This is a genomic window from Acinetobacter bouvetii (assembly GCF_902753875.1).
Classification (GTDB): domain Bacteria; phylum Pseudomonadota; class Gammaproteobacteria; order Pseudomonadales; family Moraxellaceae; genus Acinetobacter; species Acinetobacter bouvetii_A.
In genome coordinates this window covers 69077-90593 of the sequence record NZ_CADDTS010000027.1, presented here as the reverse complement: position 1 = coordinate 90593, position 21517 = coordinate 69077, and the positions used below count along the sequence as shown (strand labels likewise).

The 21517-nt window shown below is 41.9% G+C and carries 16 protein-coding genes and 2 tRNA genes; 11 read left to right on the top strand and 7 right to left on the bottom strand.

The features are described 5' to 3' along the window. Positions 1 to 113: 113 nt before the first annotated feature. The 5 genes from dld to FB6_RS08045 form a co-directional block, all read right to left on the bottom strand. On the bottom strand, positions 114 to 1811 hold the full coding sequence (gene dld, locus FB6_RS08065) for a D-lactate dehydrogenase (protein WP_174559514.1): 1698 nt from the start codon (positions 1809 to 1811) through the stop codon (positions 114 to 116). A gap of 454 nt (positions 1812 to 2265) precedes the next feature. Beyond that, positions 2266 to 3420 carry an FMN-dependent L-lactate dehydrogenase LldD gene (gene lldD, locus FB6_RS08060; protein ID WP_174559513.1) on the bottom strand — a complete coding sequence of 385 codons (1155 nt, stop codon included), beginning with the start codon at positions 3418 to 3420 and terminating at the stop codon, positions 2266 to 2268. 2 nt (positions 3421 to 3422) lie between these two features. Further along, positions 3423 to 4166: a transcriptional regulator LldR gene (gene lldR, locus FB6_RS08055; protein WP_174559512.1), complete on the bottom strand. Its 744-nt coding sequence runs from the start codon at positions 4164 to 4166 to the stop codon at positions 3423 to 3425. A 20-nt stretch (positions 4167 to 4186) separates the two neighbouring features. Then, on the bottom strand, positions 4187 to 5857 hold the full coding sequence (gene lldP, locus FB6_RS08050) for an L-lactate permease (protein ID WP_174559511.1): 1671 nt from the start codon (positions 5855 to 5857) through the stop codon (positions 4187 to 4189). 748 nt (positions 5858 to 6605) lie between these two features. Continuing rightward, the gene (locus tag FB6_RS08045) at positions 6606 to 7484 is read right to left on the bottom strand and encodes a metal-dependent hydrolase (RefSeq protein ID WP_174559510.1); all 879 of its coding nucleotides are present in this window, start codon (positions 7482 to 7484) and stop codon (positions 6606 to 6608) included. 107 nt (positions 7485 to 7591) lie between these two features. Between FB6_RS08045 and FB6_RS08040 the strand changes: the two genes are divergently transcribed. Continuing rightward, positions 7592 to 8299 (top strand): AraC family transcriptional regulator ligand-binding domain-containing protein, encoded by a 708-nt coding sequence (locus FB6_RS08040; RefSeq protein WP_174559509.1) that lies wholly within the window; start codon positions 7592 to 7594, stop codon positions 8297 to 8299. A gap of 38 nt (positions 8300 to 8337) precedes the next feature. Beyond that, positions 8338 to 8610 carry a helix-turn-helix transcriptional regulator gene (locus tag FB6_RS08035; RefSeq protein ID WP_174559508.1) on the top strand — a complete coding sequence of 91 codons (273 nt, stop codon included), beginning with the start codon at positions 8338 to 8340 and terminating at the stop codon, positions 8608 to 8610. 137 nt (positions 8611 to 8747) lie between these two features. Here FB6_RS08035 and FB6_RS08030 read toward each other — a convergent pair whose 3' ends face one another. Next, positions 8748 to 9209 carry a hypothetical protein gene (locus FB6_RS08030; protein ID WP_174559507.1) on the bottom strand — a complete coding sequence of 154 codons (462 nt, stop codon included), beginning with the start codon at positions 9207 to 9209 and terminating at the stop codon, positions 8748 to 8750. Between the two features lie 269 nt (positions 9210 to 9478). Between FB6_RS08030 and argG the strand changes: the two genes are divergently transcribed. Then, the gene (gene argG, locus FB6_RS08025; RefSeq protein WP_174559506.1) at positions 9479 to 10822 is read left to right on the top strand and encodes an argininosuccinate synthase; all 1344 of its coding nucleotides are present in this window, start codon (positions 9479 to 9481) and stop codon (positions 10820 to 10822) included. 72 nt (positions 10823 to 10894) lie between these two features. Here the strand turns inward: argG and FB6_RS08020 are convergent, their stop codons facing one another. Continuing rightward, on the bottom strand, positions 10895 to 12154 hold the full coding sequence (locus FB6_RS08020; protein WP_174559505.1) for a GGDEF domain-containing protein: 1260 nt from the start codon (positions 12152 to 12154) through the stop codon (positions 10895 to 10897). Between the two features lie 151 nt (positions 12155 to 12305). Here FB6_RS08020 and pyrC point away from each other — a divergent pair, with 151 nt between their 5' ends. The 8 genes from pyrC to FB6_RS07980 all read left to right on the top strand — a co-directional run bounded on the left by pyrC (position 12306) and on the right by FB6_RS07980 (position 21415). After that, a complete protein-coding gene (gene pyrC, locus FB6_RS08015) occupies positions 12306 to 13340 on the top strand; it encodes a dihydroorotase (protein ID WP_174559557.1) in 1035 nt (344 codons plus the stop codon). Then, entirely contained in the window at positions 13325 to 13984 is a 660-nt protein-coding gene (rnt, locus tag FB6_RS08010) for a ribonuclease T (protein WP_174559504.1), read from the top strand. The genes pyrC and rnt overlap by 16 nt, the downstream gene beginning before the upstream one ends. Positions 13985 to 14004: 20 nt before the next feature. Beyond that, positions 14005 to 14080 (top strand) — tRNA-Glu (locus tag FB6_RS08005). 211 nt (positions 14081 to 14291) lie between these two features. Next, a complete protein-coding gene (locus FB6_RS08000; RefSeq protein WP_174559503.1) occupies positions 14292 to 16853 on the top strand; it encodes a TonB-dependent receptor plug domain-containing protein in 2562 nt (853 codons plus the stop codon). Positions 16854 to 17225: 372 nt separating this feature from the next. Continuing rightward, positions 17226 to 18659, top strand: coding sequence for an amino acid permease (locus tag FB6_RS07995; RefSeq protein WP_174559502.1), 1434 nt, complete (start codon positions 17226 to 17228; stop codon positions 18657 to 18659). Positions 18660 to 18819: 160 nt separating this feature from the next. Continuing rightward, positions 18820 to 18895, top strand: a tRNA-Glu gene (locus tag FB6_RS07990). 111 nt (positions 18896 to 19006) lie between these two features. Then, complete coding sequence (locus tag FB6_RS07985; RefSeq protein ID WP_174559501.1) at positions 19007 to 20425, top strand: amino acid permease; 1419 nt, start codon at positions 19007 to 19009, stop codon at positions 20423 to 20425. An 81-nt stretch (positions 20426 to 20506) separates the two neighbouring features. After that, positions 20507 to 21415, top strand: coding sequence for a hypothetical protein (locus tag FB6_RS07980; protein WP_174559500.1), 909 nt, complete (start codon positions 20507 to 20509; stop codon positions 21413 to 21415). Positions 21416 to 21517 lie beyond the last annotated feature (102 nt).

Sequence of the window (21517 nt, the reverse complement as noted above, 5' to 3'; positions counted from 1 at the left end):
AACATTTTGTTTATGACTTGTTTTCAACATTGTCTGACGAAACAGTCAATTTGCCATAAAAAAAGCGCAGTTTTTAGACTGCGCCTGAGATAAAACCCCTTCTTATTTTTATTTTATTTCCAGTGTTTCAGTTTAGACGTCTGACCAATGCCGACATTAAAACTGTTGGTCGGATCCAGCTTTTGGTAATGATTTTTTAAGGCCGGCTTGGCAACATATAAATGCCCGACATTATGTTCAGCTGGATATTCAGCACCGCGCTGATCCAATAAATGCCACATTTCATGCTCCATCGCCAAAGGATCGACTCCTTTTTTGACTATATAATCCTGATGGAAGACATGACAGAGGAAATGGCCATAATACAATTTATGGATAATCAGCTCATCCATTTCCTTGGGCAAAGTTTCGACCCATTCATGGTCATTACGACGCAGTGCAATATCCAGAGCCACAATATCTTCCACTTCTGAACGATGAGTATCGCGATAGCGAATGGCCGCACCAGCTACCGCAAAGCGGTGCAAAAAGGCTTTACGGCCTTCTTCCTCAGTACACAGGAAATAATTCCCGGTAGGATTTGCAGCAAAATATTGTTTTAAAAATTGTCCGACCTGTTCTACATCCTGATTTTCGATACGCAGCACCAGATGATGTTCATACAGATCGCGAAATTCATTCATGTGTTTGGGTAAATGTGAGGGTAAAAATTTGGTTACCAACTGCAAGACCTTGTCTGAAAGCCCTTTCATGCCAAATTTTTCTAAATAACCATCGACCTTGTCTTTCATGGCAAAGGCAGCCGGGACTTTGGCCGTTCCGAATTTTTCAATAAACATGAAGGTATCTTTGCCGTATTCCGCACCAATGTCATAAGCCACACGATGAATATATTCACCTGCGATCGGCAAACGTGGCAGACCGGTTAACAGGAAACGGCGAATAGCAGTTAAATCCTGCTGAGTATTGGTGCCGACATAAAATACTTGGCTTGGAATCTTTTCAAAGGTATCCAATCGTACCGCAAATACACACACCTTACCTGCCGAACCGGAAGCTTCAAACAAACGCGATGGATCTGCATTAAAACGTGCCGGGGTATTTTCATCGACCTGCGTCACATCATGCGCATAGTGATGATCCGAAGCACAGCAGCCCGGATTATTTTCAATATCGGCCATCTGATAGTTTTGGCTTTGCAGTCGAGTCAAAATTTCTTCTGGGCTTGAACCTAAATTAACCCCTAAATGATTCACCAGTTCCAGTTGCCCGGCTTCATTCACTTGGGCATACAGCGCCAGTTCAGTATAGGCCGGACCACGGCGAACCAGTGCCCCCCCAGAGTTATTGCAGACCCCACCTAAAACCGAAGCACCAATACAGGAAGAGCCAATCACGGAATGTGGCTCACGATTAAACACTGCCAGTTCTTTTTCCAGTTTGTCCAGTGTTGCACCGGGTAGACAAATGACCTGTTTACCCTCGTTAATCACTTGAATACCACTTAAACGCCGGGTACTAATCAAAATCACTGGTCGATCATAATCATCGCCAAACGGTGTTGAACCACCAGTGAGTCCAGTATTCGCTGCCTGCATAATCACAATACAGTCTGCACCCACCGCAGCTTGCAAGACTTGCCACTGTTCCAGCAATGACCCAGGAGAAACCACAGCCAAGACTTGGCCGGAACCGTAACGACGACCTTGACGATAAAGACGTGTGTCCTTGTCATCAGTCAGGACATGCTGCTTGCCAACAATATTAATGAGGTTTTGAATGTTTTGCTGTGAATTTGATTGCGTGAACATATTTCTAATCCTTTTCTAAAAGTCTTTTTGAGCTATTCATCGCTCTTTTAATACGCTTTAGAAATATCGGTCATAACTCATATCTGATACGCGAAAACGTCATCCGTTGCTGTTTGAGGCAGACTGAAATAGAAGCCTCAATGTTTCTGCGAGAGATTCATTCGTTTTGCTATTTGACGAGTTCAACGGATGACAAATGCCTTTGGTTACTTTGGGCAAAACCAAAGTAACAGCTGAGCTCCTAATATTTGTTTTTTCACGATAAGACTCCGTCTCGACTCAGCTTGCTTAAATTTATGATCTATATGATTAACAGAGACTTGGAAGAAAAATTCAAAATTTTCGAAGCCATTTTTTGAGAATTTATTAATTTATAAATTCTCAAAATCTCCCCTAACCCCTCTTTAATAAAGAGGGGGACTCCTGCTTTTCAAAGAAGCGTTTGGGGCAATCTTCACTCAGCCAACTCTCGATCTAACTTCACCAAACAATCCGACGTAATATCCGCAATGGTTTTCGCACCGGTCAGGGTCATCGCTACACGCATTTCTTTATCAATCAGCTCAAGCAGATTTGAAACCCCCTCACCACCTGCTGCACCTAAGGCATAGACAAAGGCTCGTCCGAGCATACAGGTGTCCGCACCCAAGGCCAGCATACGCACCACATCCAGACCATTACGAATACCGGAATCGGCCAGGATTTTAATGTCGCCTTTAACCGCATCAGCAATGGGCGGGAGTGCACGCGCAGAAGACAATACGCCATCCAGCTGACGACCACCGTGGTTGGAAACCACAATCCCATCTGCACCAAAACGTACAGCATCTTTAGCATCTTCAGGGTCTAAAATGCCTTTAATGACCATTGGGCCATCCCAGAACTCACGAATCCATTCCAGATCTTTCCATGAAATAGAGGGGTCAAAGTTGGCACCCAACCAGCCAATATAGTCTTCAAGCCCAGTGGGTTTACCCAAGTATTTAGAAATATTGCCCAAGTCATGCGGACGGCCATGCAAACCCACGTTCCATGCCCAGTGCGGATGAAAACACGATTGCATATAACGACGCATGGCGGCATTTGGACCACTCATCCCCGAATGGGCATCACGATAACGCGCGCCCGGTACAGGCATATCCACTGTAAAGACCAAAGTGGAACAGCCGGCAGCTTTGGCACGTTCCAAGGCATTTTTCATAAAGCCACGGTCACGTAATACATACAACTGGAACCACATCGGACGTTGAATCGCGGGTGCCACTTCTTCAATCGGACAGACCGAAACCGTAGATAAAGTAAATGGAATGCCTTTTTTATCTGCCGCAACGGCCGCCTGTACTTCACCACGACGCGCATACATGCCGGTCAAACCGACTGGTGATAAAGCCACCGGCATCGACAAGGTTTCATCAAACAGTTGGGTTTCCAGACTCAAGGCAGACATATCATTCAGCACACGCTGTCTTAAGGCAATTTTGGATAAATCTTCCACATTACGCTTGAGTGTATATTCCGCATATGCACCGCCATCAATGTAATGGAATAAAAATGGTGGCAAGCGACGTCTAGCGGCTTCACGATAGTCATTCGCAGAAGAAATAATCATAGTTATGTCCTGTTTAATCGGCTCGCGCGCTGACGACGGGCTTCTTCCTCGTCAATCATGCGCACTTGCTGTACTACAAACTCGATGTGTCCACAGACTGCATTGCGTGCAGCCTCTGGATCACGGCGTTCAATGGCGTCTATCACCTGAAAGTGCTGATCACGCAATTGATCATAGGTTCGGGCTTCGGTGTACACTTTGCGGCGCCCCAAAACCACGTTGAATTGCAGCAAATCAAATAAGCCACGCATCATTTGAATCAGCACCAGATTGTGGGATGCTTCAGCAATGGCCAGATGAAATTGAGCATCGGCGATTGCCGCCTGCTCGTCATCACCAATGGCCTGAAAATGCGAGATCTGCTCATAACACTGACGAATATTTTGCAGGTCTTCCTGTGTCGCACGCTGTGCCGCATACCATGCTGTCCCGCCTTCCAAAATGGTTCGTGCTTCCTGCACATCAAAACGATAGGCAGGGTCCTGATCAATCAGCAGGCTTAAAGGCTGCACAATTTGATGCTGCGACCAATTGATCGGTAACTGTTGCAAAAAAGTGCCTGCGCCGACTTTACTTAACAACATGCCCATACTTGTCAGCTGCTGAATCGCTTCACGTAAAGAAGAACGTGACACACCTAGCTGTTCACATAATTTACGTTCAGCAGGCAAACGGTCTCCGACTTGCATATTGTTTTGTTCAATCAATATGCGTAGGTTTTGTACTACTTTGTCGGAGACTTTCATTGTTTGTCCTCAATTGCGTGTTATGGAATCATCCATGGGAACACATAAGCTTGTAAGGTAATAATAATACCCATCATTACCGTAAAGACGATACTGTGTTTCACCGTAAAACGGAACAGATCAGACTCTTTACCAACCAAGCCCACTGCCGCACAGGCAATTGCAATGGATTGAGGTGAAATCATTTTCCCGGTTACGCCACCACTGGTATTGGCAGCCACGAGTAACACTTCCGGCACACCAATTTGCTGTGCCGTTGTCGCTTGAAGTGCTGCAAACAAGGCATTGGCAGAGGTGTCCGAACCGGTCAGGAATACACCGACCCAACCGAGGAATGGCGAGAAGAAAGTAAAGGCATTGCCGGTATGTGCCAGTGCCAAAGCCAAAGTGGCGGACATACCTGAATAATTGGCAATAAACGCGAAAGCCAACACCATCCCAATTGAATAGATTGGTGTTTTTAATTCATTCAGGGTTTCGCCAAAAGTGGTTACGGCTTCACGCGGCTTCATTTTCAGGAAAATAATTGTGATCACTGCTGCAATAAAAATGGCTGTACCGGTGGCAGAAATCCAGTCAAATTTATAAATGGCATCGTAGTCTTTAATTTCAGGAACCACCGGTGGCATTTTTTGCACCAGTTGATGCAGATACGGCACCTTGATGGAAATCACCAAGTCACTTAAAGCACCGTCTTTGGCAAACAGATCTTTAAATGGCTTGATACTCCATACGGTCACCATGGCAGTCAGAATCGCAAATGGCGACCAGGCTTTGGCAATCTGACCTAAGCTGTATTTATGCTGCTTTTGCGCTGCCAAATTTTCATCAATATTACTGTCTTGATCGGCAAAACGGAAAATATGTTTGGGCTGCCAGAATTTAAGCAAAATGGTCAAACTCACCAATGATGCAATCGCGGCAGTAATATCCGGCAGTTCTGGACCGACAAAGTTGGAAGTTAAGTATTGGGCAATCGCAAAAGATCCACCACCCACAATCACCGCAGGCCAGGTTTCTTTCACCCCGCGCCAGCCATCCATAATTGCCATAATCCAGAACAACACCACCGGCACCATAAATGGCAACTGGCGACCCACCATCTGACTGATCTCGTGGGTATCGACCCCTGACACCTGTCCGGCCACAATGATAGGAATCCCCATGGCACCAAAGGCAACGGGTGCAGTGTTCACAATCAGACATAAACCTGCTGCATACAGCGGTTTAAAGCCAAGTCCAACTAGCAATGCGGCGGTAATTGCGACCGGCGCACCAAAACCTGCTGCACCTTCAAGGAAGGTACCAAAGGCAAAACCCACCAATAGCATCTGTAAACGCTGGTCTTCGGTAATGGATAAAATTGAAGAACGGATAATATTAAATTGACCGGTTTTGACTGAAATTTTATAGAGAAATACTGCACCAATAATGATCCAGGCAATCGGCCATAAACCATAGAAAAAACCGTAAATCATGGATGCAAAGGCCATCGCAACGGGCATTTGATAAGCAAAAAGCGAGACTAAAAGTGCTAAAACAACGGTAATGGTCCCCGCTACACTGCCTTTTAAACGAAATACAGCCAAAGCGAGAAAGAAAAATATAATCGGGATCAAGGCAATTGCACTGGAAAACCAGATATTGCCCATCGGATCGTAAATCTGTTGCCAAGATTGAAGCATTGTCATCTCCTTGAAATGCTCACTGGTCTGCTAAAAATGGTATGAGCCGCTTAGAATTATTTCGATATTGGTATGACCAATATTAATTTAATCAAAAAAAATAATTCATGTTCTAGGAATAATGGTAGTTTTTGTTTAATTAAAGATCAATATTAGCTACTTAAATAATTATTGGTATGACCAATTTTGCAAAAGATTTCGCGACAAAGATCAACTTTTTTAAGTAATGAAATTTGTTCGCATTTAAAGAAATTGCTTGTTTTTATTTATTTTTTTACTTTTTGCTCAAAAATCAAAATCCCATCCTACAACTTTAGTCGCATCCCCTTCTTTCAACATGAAATTTTAACGATATCGCTTACAAATGCAGAAAAACAAAAGACTATATGAGACCATTAGTGTCCCATAGTCTAATTTAATCCGGATTGGGATACACGGATGTGGCAGGGATGCCACACGTTACCCATCCCTTGCGCTTCGTTTTAAAGCAGTGCTTAAAACTGGCTCAGGATGTTGTGTATGGGTAACAGAGGCTTTTGCTTACTTTTGGCCTCTCAAAAGTAAGAATCCGCCTACACAAATGCCTTTCGATTTATTTGAAAAATTGTGGCAGTAAGAGTTTCTACCTCAAATTTATTAATTTAAAACCAGTTATTTAATAAGAACAAAAATCTTTATAAAAACCACTCAGACAACATTATCCGTGGCCCATAACCTAAGATGAGTGTTTAAAATTTATCTGTTCACTTCAGACTTATTCCCTGCCTGCTTCCCAGAAAGCCTGTCCAGCCTGAATCGGATCCTGGGTTTGAGCCAGTACATCGACCCAAACATCGTATTGTGCAATGACTGGATGCTGACTCGGGTGAAAATCCTGCTTAAACCATGAGAAAAATTGTTTGTTCATTTTAGGCAAAATGCCTTTGCGACCAAAAAACCAGGGTAATCCTGAACTAAATAATTTCAACCGCTCGACTTTGGAATAACCGTCATAACGCAGCAGCTCATTGGTGCGAATTAAACCAATACCAAACATGTGCAATACCGCAACCACCAAAGCCACTTTGCGCATCGATTCAGGCACATCACCCACGGTTTTCATGACATCAAAAGCCACATCCCGATGTTCCATCTCTTCAATCGAGTGCCAGGCAAGTAAAGCTCGGACAAAGGGATCGGCCTCTGCAAAAGCAGCCTTTTCTGCAAAAAAGCTTTCTGCCATCAATGCCGTTAAATGCTCAAAAGCCGCCGTGAGTGCGAGATTAAATCGTGGTGAAAAATTATTGCTCATCCATTGAAAAATTTCGTTGGCTTCTGCTGTGATTTGTGTCACCGGCAAACCGTGTGATTCTAGTACATTGTTCATTTTGCTATGGGCAATACTGTGCTGCGCTTCCTGACGAATAAAATCACCCACTTCCTGATTCAGTTTTTCGTCTCTTATCAGATCACGAAACTGGCGTACAGATTCAATAAAGTAACGCTCACCATCTGGAAAAAGTAAACTGACCGAATCAAAAAAACGTGATTTAAACGGATCATTACCAAACCAGTGCCGGCCAATCTTATCCAAGGAAAAATCAAGGTTCTTACGTACCACCGGATCAACATTAAAATGTATTTTAGCGTTCATCATCTTGTTCTCATTGTTTTGGATGATTTCATTTTGGGCAAAATAGCGCTTTACATCTCAACCTTAAAAGCCATATTTTATACCTGAGATGCCAAAAAAGATAAAAAATGAGCGAAATCCTAATATCCCATGCCTATTTTCAAATTCTCTATCGCTATATGCTGCAGCATGAATTAATGCACTTGCTGACAGCTGCCGAATCAACGCATCTTGCACGACTTGCTGAAAGCAACATTCTTGAGAAAAAACCACTCAGCGAGCTGAATCATTTTCTGAATATCTTGAAACAATCTGAAGTTTCATCACAGCTTTACTTTGATATTGCTCAAAATTGTGAACTGAAACATTATGGACTGGTAGGCTATATTTCTTCGCATGCCAAAACCTTTTTAGAGGCAGCGCAATACATTGAAAAATATGGCACTTTAATTATTGATCATACCGGCGGTGAGAATATTCATCTGGAGCAGAAAGCCTTTGAAAGTGCCGTGACCTGGCCCCTTTGGAACAGTGACAGCATTGCCTTAAATGAAATTAATCTGTTTGCCATTCATTTGATTATTCAGCAGTTATTCTCACAGCAAAACTTAAAATACCAACGCATTGAAATTGCACATTCAGCAACCATGCCGATGCATATTTACGAACATATTTTTCAATGTCCGGTCATCATGAATGCTTCACGCTATGCCTTTGTCTATGCAAATCATCAGCTAGACACCCCGCTGCCTCAACCTGACGAGCTCCTGATTTCATTGCTTAGTCAGCAGCAGAACAATGGTTACAGCACAACGATGCCATTAAAAATACATTAACTGCACAACTGGAATATATCATTCAACAGCATCTGGAAATGGGGCAAACATTGCCTGAACTTGAAACCTTGGCGCAAAGCTTTCACATGTCTAAACGTAACTTTCAACGTAAACTCAAACAACAAGGTATTATTTATCGGCAGTTGATTGAAAGGATCAAAATGAAATATTGCCTGAGCTTACTGAAACAAAAGCAGTTATCTTATACCGACATCGCTTTACAACTTGGCTATGCCGATCAATCTTCTCTGGGGCGTGCCTTTAAGAAAAACCATGGATACTCGCTGTCCCAGTTTCAGCATCAAACGTAGCTAGAATAATCATTACAGTAGTGCTATGCCCCATCGGATCAATATCCATGATGATTTAGATTATGATTCAATCCTGTCTCCTTTTCGGCTGATTATGAAACTTTCCCTGATAAATATCTAAATAGCTCTGCCAATATTTATCCAAGGTATTTTTCCAGATAAAAAAAAACCGGTAACAGGATCATTCCCCGCGTCCCCTCCCCATAACAAAATAACAGCAACAATAAAAAATAGCGGATCTGCTTTCTCACTTGTTCAGTCCCGCTACTGACCTTTAAATAAAGGCGATGTGAAAAAAACAGCAGTGTTCCCAAAAAACTGCTGAGAAATAACACAGCTAACGGATTTTGCATTATCTCCTGTCTTTTAAAAATAAAAAGTAAAATAAACAAAGTGATATGAAAGATTTGCGTTAATCGAATATAGTAAGCAAGTTTGGGGTTATAACCTGTAAATTGCGAAGCAGCGAAGTATTTTTTAACTTCTTGAATGATAATAATTAAATCATCAATTAACCGTTTTATTTTTCCCAGTATTGTTTTTAAAATTTGCCTCAATGTTTTTTTTATGAATGATACAACTTTATTTTTAATCCCCATATTTGTTCATCTGCCGTGCGCTTTTGTTGTTTAAATCGTGATGATGATTTCATTTACCACATCTTTATCACAAATGAATGATTGATCACATCACCGTCCAGTCAAAATATTTGTGCATAACAATATGTTGAATCTATCAATTTCAAATTTTCAACGAGTTTTTCTTTTGTAAAACCATTAGAAATAAAATAGTGCTACAATTAAAGAAATGTGTATTTTCTTGGGCCACCAAATTTCTCGGTGCCTATTTCATATCGTTAGGATTAACAATGTCTGATAATGCAACTATCTTGCAGAATGTCCCAGTAGGCAAAAAAGTTGGTATTGCCTTCTCTGGTGGTCTAGATACTTCAGCTGCACTTTTGTGGATGAAACAAAAAGGCGCAGAACCTTATGCTTATACAGCAAATCTGGGTCAGCCTGATGAAGACGACTATGATGCGATTCCGAAAAAAGCGGAAGCGTATGGCGCAGTAAAAGCTCGCTTGGTTGATTGCCGTTTACAGCTTGCATTAGAAGGTATTGCTGCTATTCAATGTGGCGCTTTCCATATCAGCACTGGTGGTGTTCCTTATTTCAATACGACTCCGTTGGGTCGTGCAGTAACTGGTACTATGCTTGTTACCGCAATGAAAGAAGATGATGTCAACATTTGGGGTGACGGTTCAACTTATAAAGGTAACGACATTGAACGTTTCTACCGTTATGGTTTGTTGACCAATCCTGCGCTTAAAATCTACAAGCCTTGGTTAGACCAAACCTTTATTGATGAGCTTGGTGGTCGTGCGGAAATGTCACAGTTCCTGATCGACAACGGTTTTGACTATAAAATGTCAAAAGAAAAAGCTTACTCAACTGACTCAAACATGTTGGGTGCTACTCACGAAGCGAAAGACCTTGAATACCTGAATGCCGGTATCAAAATCGTTGACCCAATCATGGGCGTTGCGTTCTGGAAAGAAGACGTAAAAATTGAAGCTGAACAAGTTTCTATCACCTTCGAAGAAGGTTTCCCTGTTGCTTTGAATGGTCAACGCATCGAAGATCCTGTTGAATTCATTCTTGAAGCCAACCGCATTGGTGGTCGTCACGGTCTAGGCATGTCGGATCAAATCGAAAACCGTATCATTGAAGCGAAATCTCGTGGTATTTATGAAGCTCCGGGTATGGCTCTGCTTCACATTGCTTACGAACGTCTTGTGACTGGTATTCATAACGAAGACACGATTGAACAATACCGTATCAATGGTTTACGTTTAGGTCGCCTACTTTATCAAGGTCGCTGGTTCGATTCTCAAGCGCTGATGCTGCGTGAAACTGCACAACGCTGGGTAGCTAAGGCAATCACAGGTACTGTGACTTTAGAGCTTCGTCGTGGTAATGACTACACCATCATGAACACTGAATCTCCTAACCTCACTTATGAAGCTGAGCGTTTGACGATGGAGAAAGGTGATTCTATGTTTAGTCCTGCAGACCGTATTGGTCAATTGACTATGCGTAACCTTGACATCACTGATACTCGCGCAAAATTGGGTATTTATACTGGTGCAGGCTTACTTGCAGTAGGTACTGGTTCAGCAGTTCCGCAATTAAAGGACAAAAACAAATAAGTTTGTTTGATGCCATAAAAAAACCGCCTCGATGGCGGTTTTTTTACATGAGATTTAAGCTTGTAGTCGGTTTTATGCAGTTTCAGTAGTACGAAGGGACTGATAATAAATCTGGTTTCGCCCAAGCTGTTTGGCACGATATAAAGCCTGATCAGCACTTTCCAGCAGCTCTTCAGCAGATAATTCAGTTTTTCCGTTGTACACCGTAATGCCCAAACTGATGGTAATAAAACGGGAAATTAACGATTTTTCATGAGGAATTTCTAAACGTTCAATAGCCTTAAATATGTTGGATGCCACAGCATAAGCGCCATGCGCATCAGTTTCAGGCAAAAGTACAACAAATTCCTCTCCACCATAGCGGGCAACAAAATCCATATGTCGAATGGCATTCTTAATAGATTTGGCGATAGAAGAAATAACGTCATCACCCTTTTGATGACCATAAAAGTCGTTGTAGTTTTTAAAAAAATCAACATCAATGAATAGAATAGCCAAAGAAGTCTGATCTTTACGTGTCTGATGATAAAACACTTCCATCATTTCGTCGAAAGTACGACGGTTGGAAATTTTAGTGAGTTCATCGTGCTGACTTAAATGCAATAATTCTGAATTATGAATACGATGCATTTTTTCGCTAATTTTGGCACGCATGGAATATAAATAAATCATTCTTTCACGGGCAAACATCATATGGCTAATCACATAACCAAAGATACAGCTGCCAAAAATAATACGACCTAATACCATGATATTAAAGTCAATTTTAAGTGTAAAGAACAAAATGGTGGTAACAAAGGCCGCTGACAATCCAGCAATAAGCATATGAAAGGGCTTTACCCCAGTAATCAGGGAACTGACGATATAAATCATACAGATGATAGCCAAACCCTGTTGTCGCAAGGCAACTGTATCTACTGTCAATGTAAGCCAAGACATGGAAACAATAGCCCAAAACATAATCATCATGGAAGCTTGGGCAAAATATGGACGTAATTTAGAGAAATGCGAAAAAACATACAAAGTGATAAGACACAGAGCTCCATTTGCCAAACCCAACATGCAGTTTAGAAAATCATGTTTGAAAAAGCGTTTGTCTACAACCCAGTAATCACTAGGTACAATCACCAAAATAAAAATAAAATAAGATAAAATGCCACCCCAAAGATATCTGTCCACATGCTTGCGCGCACGCTCCAGATTTCTGGACCAAAACTCCTGTTCCATTTTTTTGGGAAAAACCTGACCTACACGATGACTTTGCCGCGTTATAAGTTCTTCTATTTTTTCTTTATCGTACTGTAACTTCGCCAGATTATACTTGTAGTCCATTTCCAAGCATTATTTAATTCTTTTAGTTACTTAAAATAACATAATTTTCTTATTTATAATTAAATATATCTCACCATTTGTCATGAATTCTCGTTACCATTTTCACACTTTATGGATTATCATTTATATTATTTCTTCGATTGAAATGGCCTTGAATACAATCACCCTTCTCCAGCCAGATGATTGGCATGCTCACTTACGTGATGGTTTAGCTTTAAAACGTACAGTTCCCGACCTTGCCAAACAGTTTGCCCGCGCGATCTGTATGCCCAATACCGTTCCTCCAATCAAAACCGTAGAAGAGGCTTTGGCTTATCGTGATCGCATTATGGCACATGTGCCTGAAGGTATCGCCTTTGATCCACGTATGGTGCTGTATTTTACTGATCATACCCAGCCTAGCGAAGTTAAAAAAATTAAAGAATCTGAACATGTGAATGCCATCAAGCTGTATCCAGCTGGTGCAACCACAAATTCAGACAATGGCGTGAGCGACATTCGTAAAGTCTATGCAGTCATTGAACAGCTTGAAGAACATCAGGTTCCTTTACTGCTGCATGGTGAAGTCACCCATAATCATGTCGATATTTTTGATCGTGAAAAACGCTTTATAGATGAAGTACTTTCACCTTTACTCAAACAGTTTCCAAAACTAAAACTGGTGCTGGAACATATCACCACCAGTGAAGCGGCACATTTTGTACTTGAACAAGACCGTAATGTTGCTGCTACAATTACACCCCAACATTTATTGTTTAACCGTAATGACATGCTGGTCGGCGGGATCAAGCCACATTTTTACTGTTTGCCGATTTTAAAACGTCAAACCCATCAGCAAACTTTACTTGAAGTTGCAACCAGCTCTAATCCCAAGTTTTTCCTGGGTACTGACAGTGCACCGCATTCAAAAAATGCCAAAGAAAATGCCTGTGGCTGTGCCGGCTGTTATAGTGCACCGACAGCAATTGAATTATATGCTCAAGCGTTTGACCAAGTAGGTAAAATTGATCGCCTGGAAGGTTTTGCCAGCCATTTTGGTGCTGACTTCTATGGTCTGCCACGTAATACCAATACCATTACCTTGGTCAAAGAAGAGCAAGTGATCCCAGAAAGTTTAGACTACTTGGATGGCGAACAAATTATTCCGTTGTATGCGGGTAAGACCATCCAATGGAGAAAAGTGTGACAGATGAAACCCAACCAGTAATTGGTCAGCGTTTCCGTGGATTTTTACCTGTTGTTGTCGATGTCGAGACAGCAGGTTTTAACTCACAGACCGATGCCTTGCTGGAGATTGCAGCAATCCCGATTATTTATAATGAAGAAGGTTTATTTGTGCCAGGTGAAGCCCATCATGCACATATCAATCCTTTTGAAGGGGCAAATTTAGACCGTCGTTCTCTGGATTTTATCGGTATTGATCCATCCAATCCCATGCGTATGGCCATGGCTGAAGATGAAAAAAGTGCTCTAAAACGTATTTTTAAATCGGTCAATGAAGTGCGACGTCAGCAGAATTGTACCCATGCCGTTTTGGTGGGTCATAATGCACATTTTGATTTAGGTTTTGTTCAGGCGGCGATTGCTCGTACAGGCACTAAAAATCAAAATCCATTTCACAGTTTTTCGGTGTTTGATACGGTGACTTTAAGTGCCGTCATGTTTGGTCAAACGGTACTGGCAAAATCATGTATTCAGGCTGGAATTGAGTTCGATGGTAAGGAAGCACATTCTGCACTTTATGACACTCAAAAAACCGCTGAACTGTTTTGTCATATTTTGAACAAACTCGCTCCTCATCTACTTGACACCTTGGTGGCGGATCAATAAGATACCGCCATCTTCTAAACGACCCTATCGTCTAGAGGCCTAGGACATCGCCCTTTCACGGCGGTAACCGGGGTTCGAATCCCCGTAGGGTCGCCATCTATTTATCTCTTTCTTATTTTCAGTTATTTTTCAATTTTTTAGCTGCTTAGTTTTATATACCCTCTTACACCCTGAAATTTATTTTATTGCACCCTTATATTTAACATTTGTTTATTATTTATTGAAAATAGTTCTCATTTCTATTGATTAAATTATCAAAGTTAATGATACTCGATCGCATTACGTTTTACATGACTTTACAATACTTATGCGTTTTGCTTACTCCCCGCTTAGCTTTGCTATTTTAACCCTGCTAAGTACTTCTGTTCATGCCAATGATATTTCTGAACAGAAAAATTCAAAGCAAATGAGTGAATCAATTGCGCTTAATCCGATTGTATTACAGGCAGAAAAAACGATAGAAATAGGTACAACCACCTATACAAAAGAAGATCTACAAAAAACACCCAACAGTTCAAAAAATATCACTGATTTTTTAAAAGTGAATCCGAATGTACAATTTGACCGTGAACAACGTTCCAGCCGTACCCAAGGAGAGCTTCGCCCTGCTGAAGTTTCAATTAACGGCGCACAATATTATCAAAACAAGTTCCTGGTGAACGGCGTAAATAACAGCAACGTTATGGATCCTGGTGGTGCACTAGGCAAAGACAGTTATCAAGGTTTTGATAGCGGCTCACAAGGTATGGCAATTAATGCTGATTTATTATGTAAATTAGAAGTGTTAGACAGTAATGTCAGCGCAGAATATGGAGAATTTAGCGGTGGTGTTATAAGTGCAGAAACCTGCGCACCCACATCTGAAGTAGGCAAAATTCACGGCAGTATCACCTATGACTATACCGAAAGTGATTGGGCACGCTATAACATCTTTACTCCTGAAGATATCAAAGACTTTGATGAACCGACTCAATCCAATCAGAAAGAGTTTAAGAAACAAGGTCTAAGTGCCAATTTGTATGGCCGTATGAGTGAAAATTTAGGAATAAATTTATACGGCTCGAAACGTCAGTCCATTATTCCCGTGATGAGTGGCATAAGCTCTCCTGAAAAAATTGATCAGGAACGCAATAATACCAATGCCGGTGCAACCTTCTACTATCAACCCAATGCACAAAACAATATTAAATTTGGCTTTGATTATGGCGATATCGATGCATTGACGTATATTGAATCGAGAAGAAACTCTGGGGCAACCACCAACACCGAATCTACAGCACTCTTTGCAGAAATTGAAACACGCTTAAATACAGCGACCGTCACGCAAAAATTAAACTATCAAAGAATGGACAGTCAACGTGTTGCAGAAAATCATCTAGGGATCTTTTGGCAATATGCACCCGGCAGTAAAGACTGGACAGAACAACCCAGCTCTGCCACTGCTAACGCTGCTGAAGGCACAACATCAGGCAGCTTAAATCAATTCCAGGATTCGCTATCTTATAGTTTGAAGTCTGTCTTTGATTCATTCAATTTTGGCAATACCCAACATACATGGACGCTCGGTGCAGGCTATGACCATTACAATGCTAAATGGGAAAGACCTACGGATTTATACAATTACAATGCAGCAGGACGTACCAATTTAAGCAGTGGGCAATCATGCCAGCCAGATGACTTCCTTTGTGATTCTGCAACCACTTTAAATGGTAAATCGGGTCAGTATTTCTTTAAGGGAGTTCTCTATAAAGCAGGTTCAGCACAAGCCCAGCAAGATCGCTGGCATGCGTATGTCCAAGATCAAATTTTATGGAAAAATCTAGACTTACGTTTAGGTCTGCGCAGTGATTACGACTCTTTAAGCAGCCAGTACAATATTGCTCCACGTAGCGCTTTAACCTACCGCCCTCTACACAATGAATCATTAAAATTGGTCACCGGTTTTAATCGGTATTACAGCGCCCAAACACTGGCCACCGAATTACGTCAGCAGATTGCAAATTTAAAATATGATATCGAACGTGAAACCAAAAATCCTGCGACATTAACATGGAAAGAGACCCAAAATTCAGGCTATCGCAATGATTCGACCAATCTAAAAACGCCTTATTCAGATGAAACACTTTTGGGTTTAATCACTCAATTTAACAACTGGGAAATGGGACTGAAATGGGTTAACCGTCATTCTAAAGATGAAATTACCCGTGACCGCTATGTCAGCGAACAAAGCTTCAATGGAAAAACCTTTTTAGGTACCGATTATTTTACTTATGGCAATAATGGCCGAAGCCAATCCGACATTTATACATTCACCCTCAAAAATCTGTCTCCATTTAAATTATTGTCAAGCTCGCATCAATTTGCTCTAGGTTTTGATTACACAGATGTTCAAAAGAATTTCATTGATTATCATGAAAATTACCAAGTCAACACCCCAAATGAAGAAGATCGCTTAGTACAGTATGGCGATAAAATCATTCACTGGTCGGATCGCCCGGCTGAAAACTTTAATCAACCGTGGACCGCGCGTATCAGTTGGGACATTGGCTTTGAGCAACTACCTTTGAAGATCAATAACTTCTTTAGCTATAAGTCTGCTTATGACGATGCACTTAAAGTAAAAGATATTGATTATCAAGGTGAAATGATTAATGCTTATGAAATTCTAAAAGTTAAACCACGCTTCTCCTGGGATATGAGAACCAGCTATGATTTCAATCTGGCGAAAGACAATACAGTAACCCTCGGTTTGACCATTAATAATGTAACCAATCGCAAGAACACGTATACCGGCTCTTATTTAAATTCCAACACATTAAAATCGGAAATCGGACGTCAATTTATTGCCGATGTGACCTTTAAATTCTAATCTTCAAAGTTTAACTCCTGGGCACTTAGGTGCCCTTTTTTTATCTCACGTGGCATGCTAAGTTCATGCTCTTCAGATTAATGAACCTGTCATCATGTTGAAAAATATCTTTATTGTGATCCTTATTCTTCTTCCAGCTGCTTTATATTTGTATATCGTCAACAAAAATTCAGAGGCTGGACAGAAAGCTGCACCTGCCACAGAAGCTCCGGCATCCACCCCAGTGCAGAAATACCAAACGCCAGACCACTGAATTGTGTTTTTTTTAACTCATGACTTTTAAAAGGCTGACTTCATCATCGAAAAATTGATTTATTTGAAATTTCATATAACAAACACTTAAAATAGTACTTTCAACCTATCATTTATCTTATGCAATCTCCCTCTCAACCTTCGCAGCATTCGTCTGCTGAGGGGCCTAAGCCATCGCTAAAAAGAGCGATGACCACACGCCACCTCATTATGTTGTCGCTTGGTGGAGCCATTGGTACAGGTCTCTTTATGGGATCTGGCGAAGTGATTTCACAGGCTGGTCCACTCGGTGCAGTCCTTGCCTATATTATTGGTGGCTTAATTGCCTATATGGTCATGCTTTGTCTGGGTGAATTGGCCGTACATTTACCGGTATCCGGCTCTTTTGGCGCATTTGCCTCCAACTATATTGGCCCGGGTACGGGCTATATGGTGTCCTGGATGTACTGGCTGGGCTGGTCCGCCACTTTGGGGACTGAATTCACCGCAGCCGCCATCCTGATGCAGGAATGGTTTCCGCAAACCTCCATCTGGTTATGGACGCTGATCTTTGCCAGTGGCGTGCTCATTTCTAACTTAAGCTCTACCCGTACTTTTGCCGAGTCCGAGTTCTGGTTATCCATGATTAAGGTCGCAACCGTACTGGTCTTTATCATTCTCGGGTTTGGCAGCATCTTTGGTTTTATTCCCTTCCAGGGCTATGAATCTGCACCCATGTTCCATAATCTGACTGAACATGGCTGGTTACCAAATGGTTTGTTCCCGCTATTTGCAACGCTGCTGATCGTCAACTTTGCCTTTAATGGCACCGAAATGATCGGGATCGCCGCAGGCGAAACAGAAAATCCTGAAAAAAATGTCCCTAAAGCGATTCATGCGGCAGTGTGGCGTTTAATGATTTTCTTTGTCGGTACCATTATCGTGATCAGTTCACTTTTACCTTATAGCGATGCAGGCTTAAATGCAGGTGCTCAGGGTGAAGGTTTAAGTAGCAGTCCATTCGTGTCGGTATTTAACCTGATGGGCATTCCTTATGCGGTAGATATTATCCGTTTTGTGATTATTACTGCATTACTCTCGACGGCCAATTCTGGATTATATGCCGCTTCACGTATGATGTGGGCTTTGGCTGCGCAAAACCAGCTTCCGCGTGTCTTTGCCAAAGTCAGCAAATCCGGCGTTCCAGTCATTGCAGTACTGGTGACCATGATTGGTGGTTTACCCGGACTGTTATCTGAACAGTTTGGTGCAGATGTTATCTTTAAAAACCTGATGGGTGTAGCCGCGTTTACCATGGTCATTGTCTGGATGAGTATCTGCTGGAGCCAGTTCAATTTCCGTCGTCAATGGCTGCGTCAAGGTCATAGCATTTCGGAACTTAAATTCCGTACCCCGTGGTTCCCGCTGGTCCCAATCCTTGGATTTATATGCTGTACCGCAACAGGTTTAAGTATGGCGGCTGACCCTGAAATGCTTTCAGGTTTTATCGGTTGCTTGCTGTTTATGGCTGCCTGTTATGCCAGTTATTACTGGTTATATCACCCTAAAAAGTAATACCGTTTTAAAGCTACAGATCAAGCGCAGTAACAAACTGCGCTTTTTTTATTGGGGGATTTGTCATTTTTTATGCAATCAATTCAATATTTTAAAAATAACACAATTACAGGTTTGACAGCCTGAGGAAAAATCCATAATATACGCATCACCTCCTAACGACCCTATCGTCTAGAGGCCTAGGACATCGCCCTTTCACGGCGGTAACCGGGGTTCGAATCCCCGTAGGGTCGCCATATATCGTGCTATACGATCATTTACACTTCAATACTTTTTATTATTACATTGCAGATTTGTAGTTTTTCACTACAATAACTCGCTTCATTCATCTTTTTCATTTTTCTCTTATGCAGTCATCTCATACTCCGAATGATGCTTCGCATCAGGGCAATTCTGCGCCTTTAAAACGCGCTATGAGTACTCGACATCTGGTCATGATTTCACTTGGTGGTGCAATCGGAACCGGTTTATTTTTAGGTTCGGGTGAAGTCATTGCACAAACGGGGCCTGTAGGTGCCATTCTCTCTTATATTTTAGGCGGTTTAATTGCCTATGCCGTCATGCTGTGCATGGGCGAACTGGCGGTACATATGCCTGAATCCGGTTCATTTGGTACCTATGCACAAAAATTCATTGGCCCAGGTACCGGCTATATGATTACCTGGTTATATTGGCTGACCTGGACCGCCACGCTGGGGACTGAATTTACTGCTGCTGCTTTGCTGATGCAGGAATGGTTCCCAGATATCTCGGTGTGGATTTGGACCATTGTTTTTGCCGCGATTATTTTTGGACTCAACATGAGTTCAACCCGGCTGTTTGCCGAATCCGAATTTTGGCTCTCTTTGGTCAAAGTGATTACTGTCATTAGTTTCATTATTCTGGGGCTATTGGCAATCTTTGGGGTGCTTTCATTCCAGGGTCATACTTCTGCGCCATTGTTCAGTAATCTCACGGCTCAGGGCTGGTTCCCTCAAGGCCTGTTCCCTATCTTTGCGACCATGCTGATCGTAAATTTTGCTTTCTCAGGCACAGAACTGATTGGTGTTGCCGCAGGTGAAACCCAAGATCCAGCTAAAAACGTACCCAAAGCCATCAATGCCGCAATCTGGCGACTGCTGATTTTCTTTGTCGGTACCATTGTGGTCATCAGCGCCCTGTTGCCGCATCAAATGGCAGGCTTAGGCGCTGAAGGAGTCAGTAGCAGTCCATTCGTAACGGTATTTACTTATATTGGTATTCCACATGCCGAAGATATTATTCGCTTTGTGATTATCACCGCACTGTTGTCTGCAGCCAACTCAGGCCTGTATGCCGCTTCTCGCATGATGTGGGCTTTATCGGACAAAAAGCAGTTGCCTGCCGTGTTCTCGAAAGTAAACAGCCGTGGTATTCCCTTTGTAGCGATTATTGTCACCATGTTTGGTGCGATTCCAGGGTTACTGTCAGAACAGTTTGCCCCAGAAACCATCTTCAAAAACCTGTTGGGTGTGGCCGCTTTTACCATGGTGGTGGTCTGGATGAGCATCTGCTTAAGCCAGTTCAATTTCCGTCGTCAATGGTATAAAGCTGGACATAGTGCGCAGGAATTGGGCTTTGCTGCGCCTTTGTTCCCGATCGTGCCGATTCTCGGCTTTGTGTTCTGCTTTATTACCTGTATCAGTATGGCGGCAGATCCTGAAATGCTCGCAGGCTTTATCGGCTGTCTGATCTTTATTGCGGGTTGTTATCTCAGTTATTTTGTCTTTTACCGAAAGCAAAACTAACACATAAAAGGAGTGGTCAAGTGCCACTCTTTTTTTTAAGCTCAAGAGAGATAATGACATCTATAAACAATCTGAGCCTGTATGAAAATTATTTTTATTCACGGCATGAATCAACAAAATTATGATGAAAAATCATTAAAACATCTTTGGCTCAATACTTTTCAAGCCGGCTTAAATAATGCGCAACTGAATATCAATATTCATTCTCTAGAGATCCGTATTCCTTTTTATGGAGATTTGCTCAGCAAACATCATTTATATAACAGTCTGGATTTAAATACCTTATTACCCAAATCCCTATCACATTTACATCTGCCCTTTCATTTAAGACATAACAGCACAATGGTCCCAGAACAACATCCCTGTGTGAGTAAATTACCGTGTTTTAATCCAGAACATGCAGCATCCCTAACCCAGCGATTAGCCCTGATTAGTGCATTGACCAGAGATCATGCGTTTAAAGAACTGGCTCTATTTCTCAATCATTATCCCAAGCTACATGAAACATTTATCCATAAATTCTTGATTGAAACCTATTTATATTTGTCCAATCCGGATTTCATGCATGAAGTTCATCACCGGATTATGTCTTACCTTCATCCCGAGTTAGATCACATTATTGTGGCGCATTCCTTGGGTTCAGTGATTACTTATAACCTGCTGCATCAATTTTCCAATTTCAGAATCCAGCGCTTTATTACCCTGGGTTCACCACTGGCTTTTAAAGTTATACAGGAAAAACTCAATTTACCCATTTCCCGACCACCACAACTGCAAGGTGACTGGTTTAATTTTTATTCACCCGATGATTTTTTAACAGCGTTTCCGCTATCCGAAGCCCCCTTCAACTTTGAACCGCCAATTATTAATCAGGCCATCACCACCTTCTTGCAAAATCCGCACAGCATTACCGGCTACTTGCAACATCCCGCTGTGATTAAAAGCATCATTGATGGCTTAAATCTCAAAAAAATCGCCATTTACAGGTAGTTTTCCCATATTTGTTTTATTTTTATTCAGTTAAATGCTTTTTTAAAAATTATGCCCGAAAAAGGTTTGACAGGGTGTCTGATCCACCCTATTATACGCCCA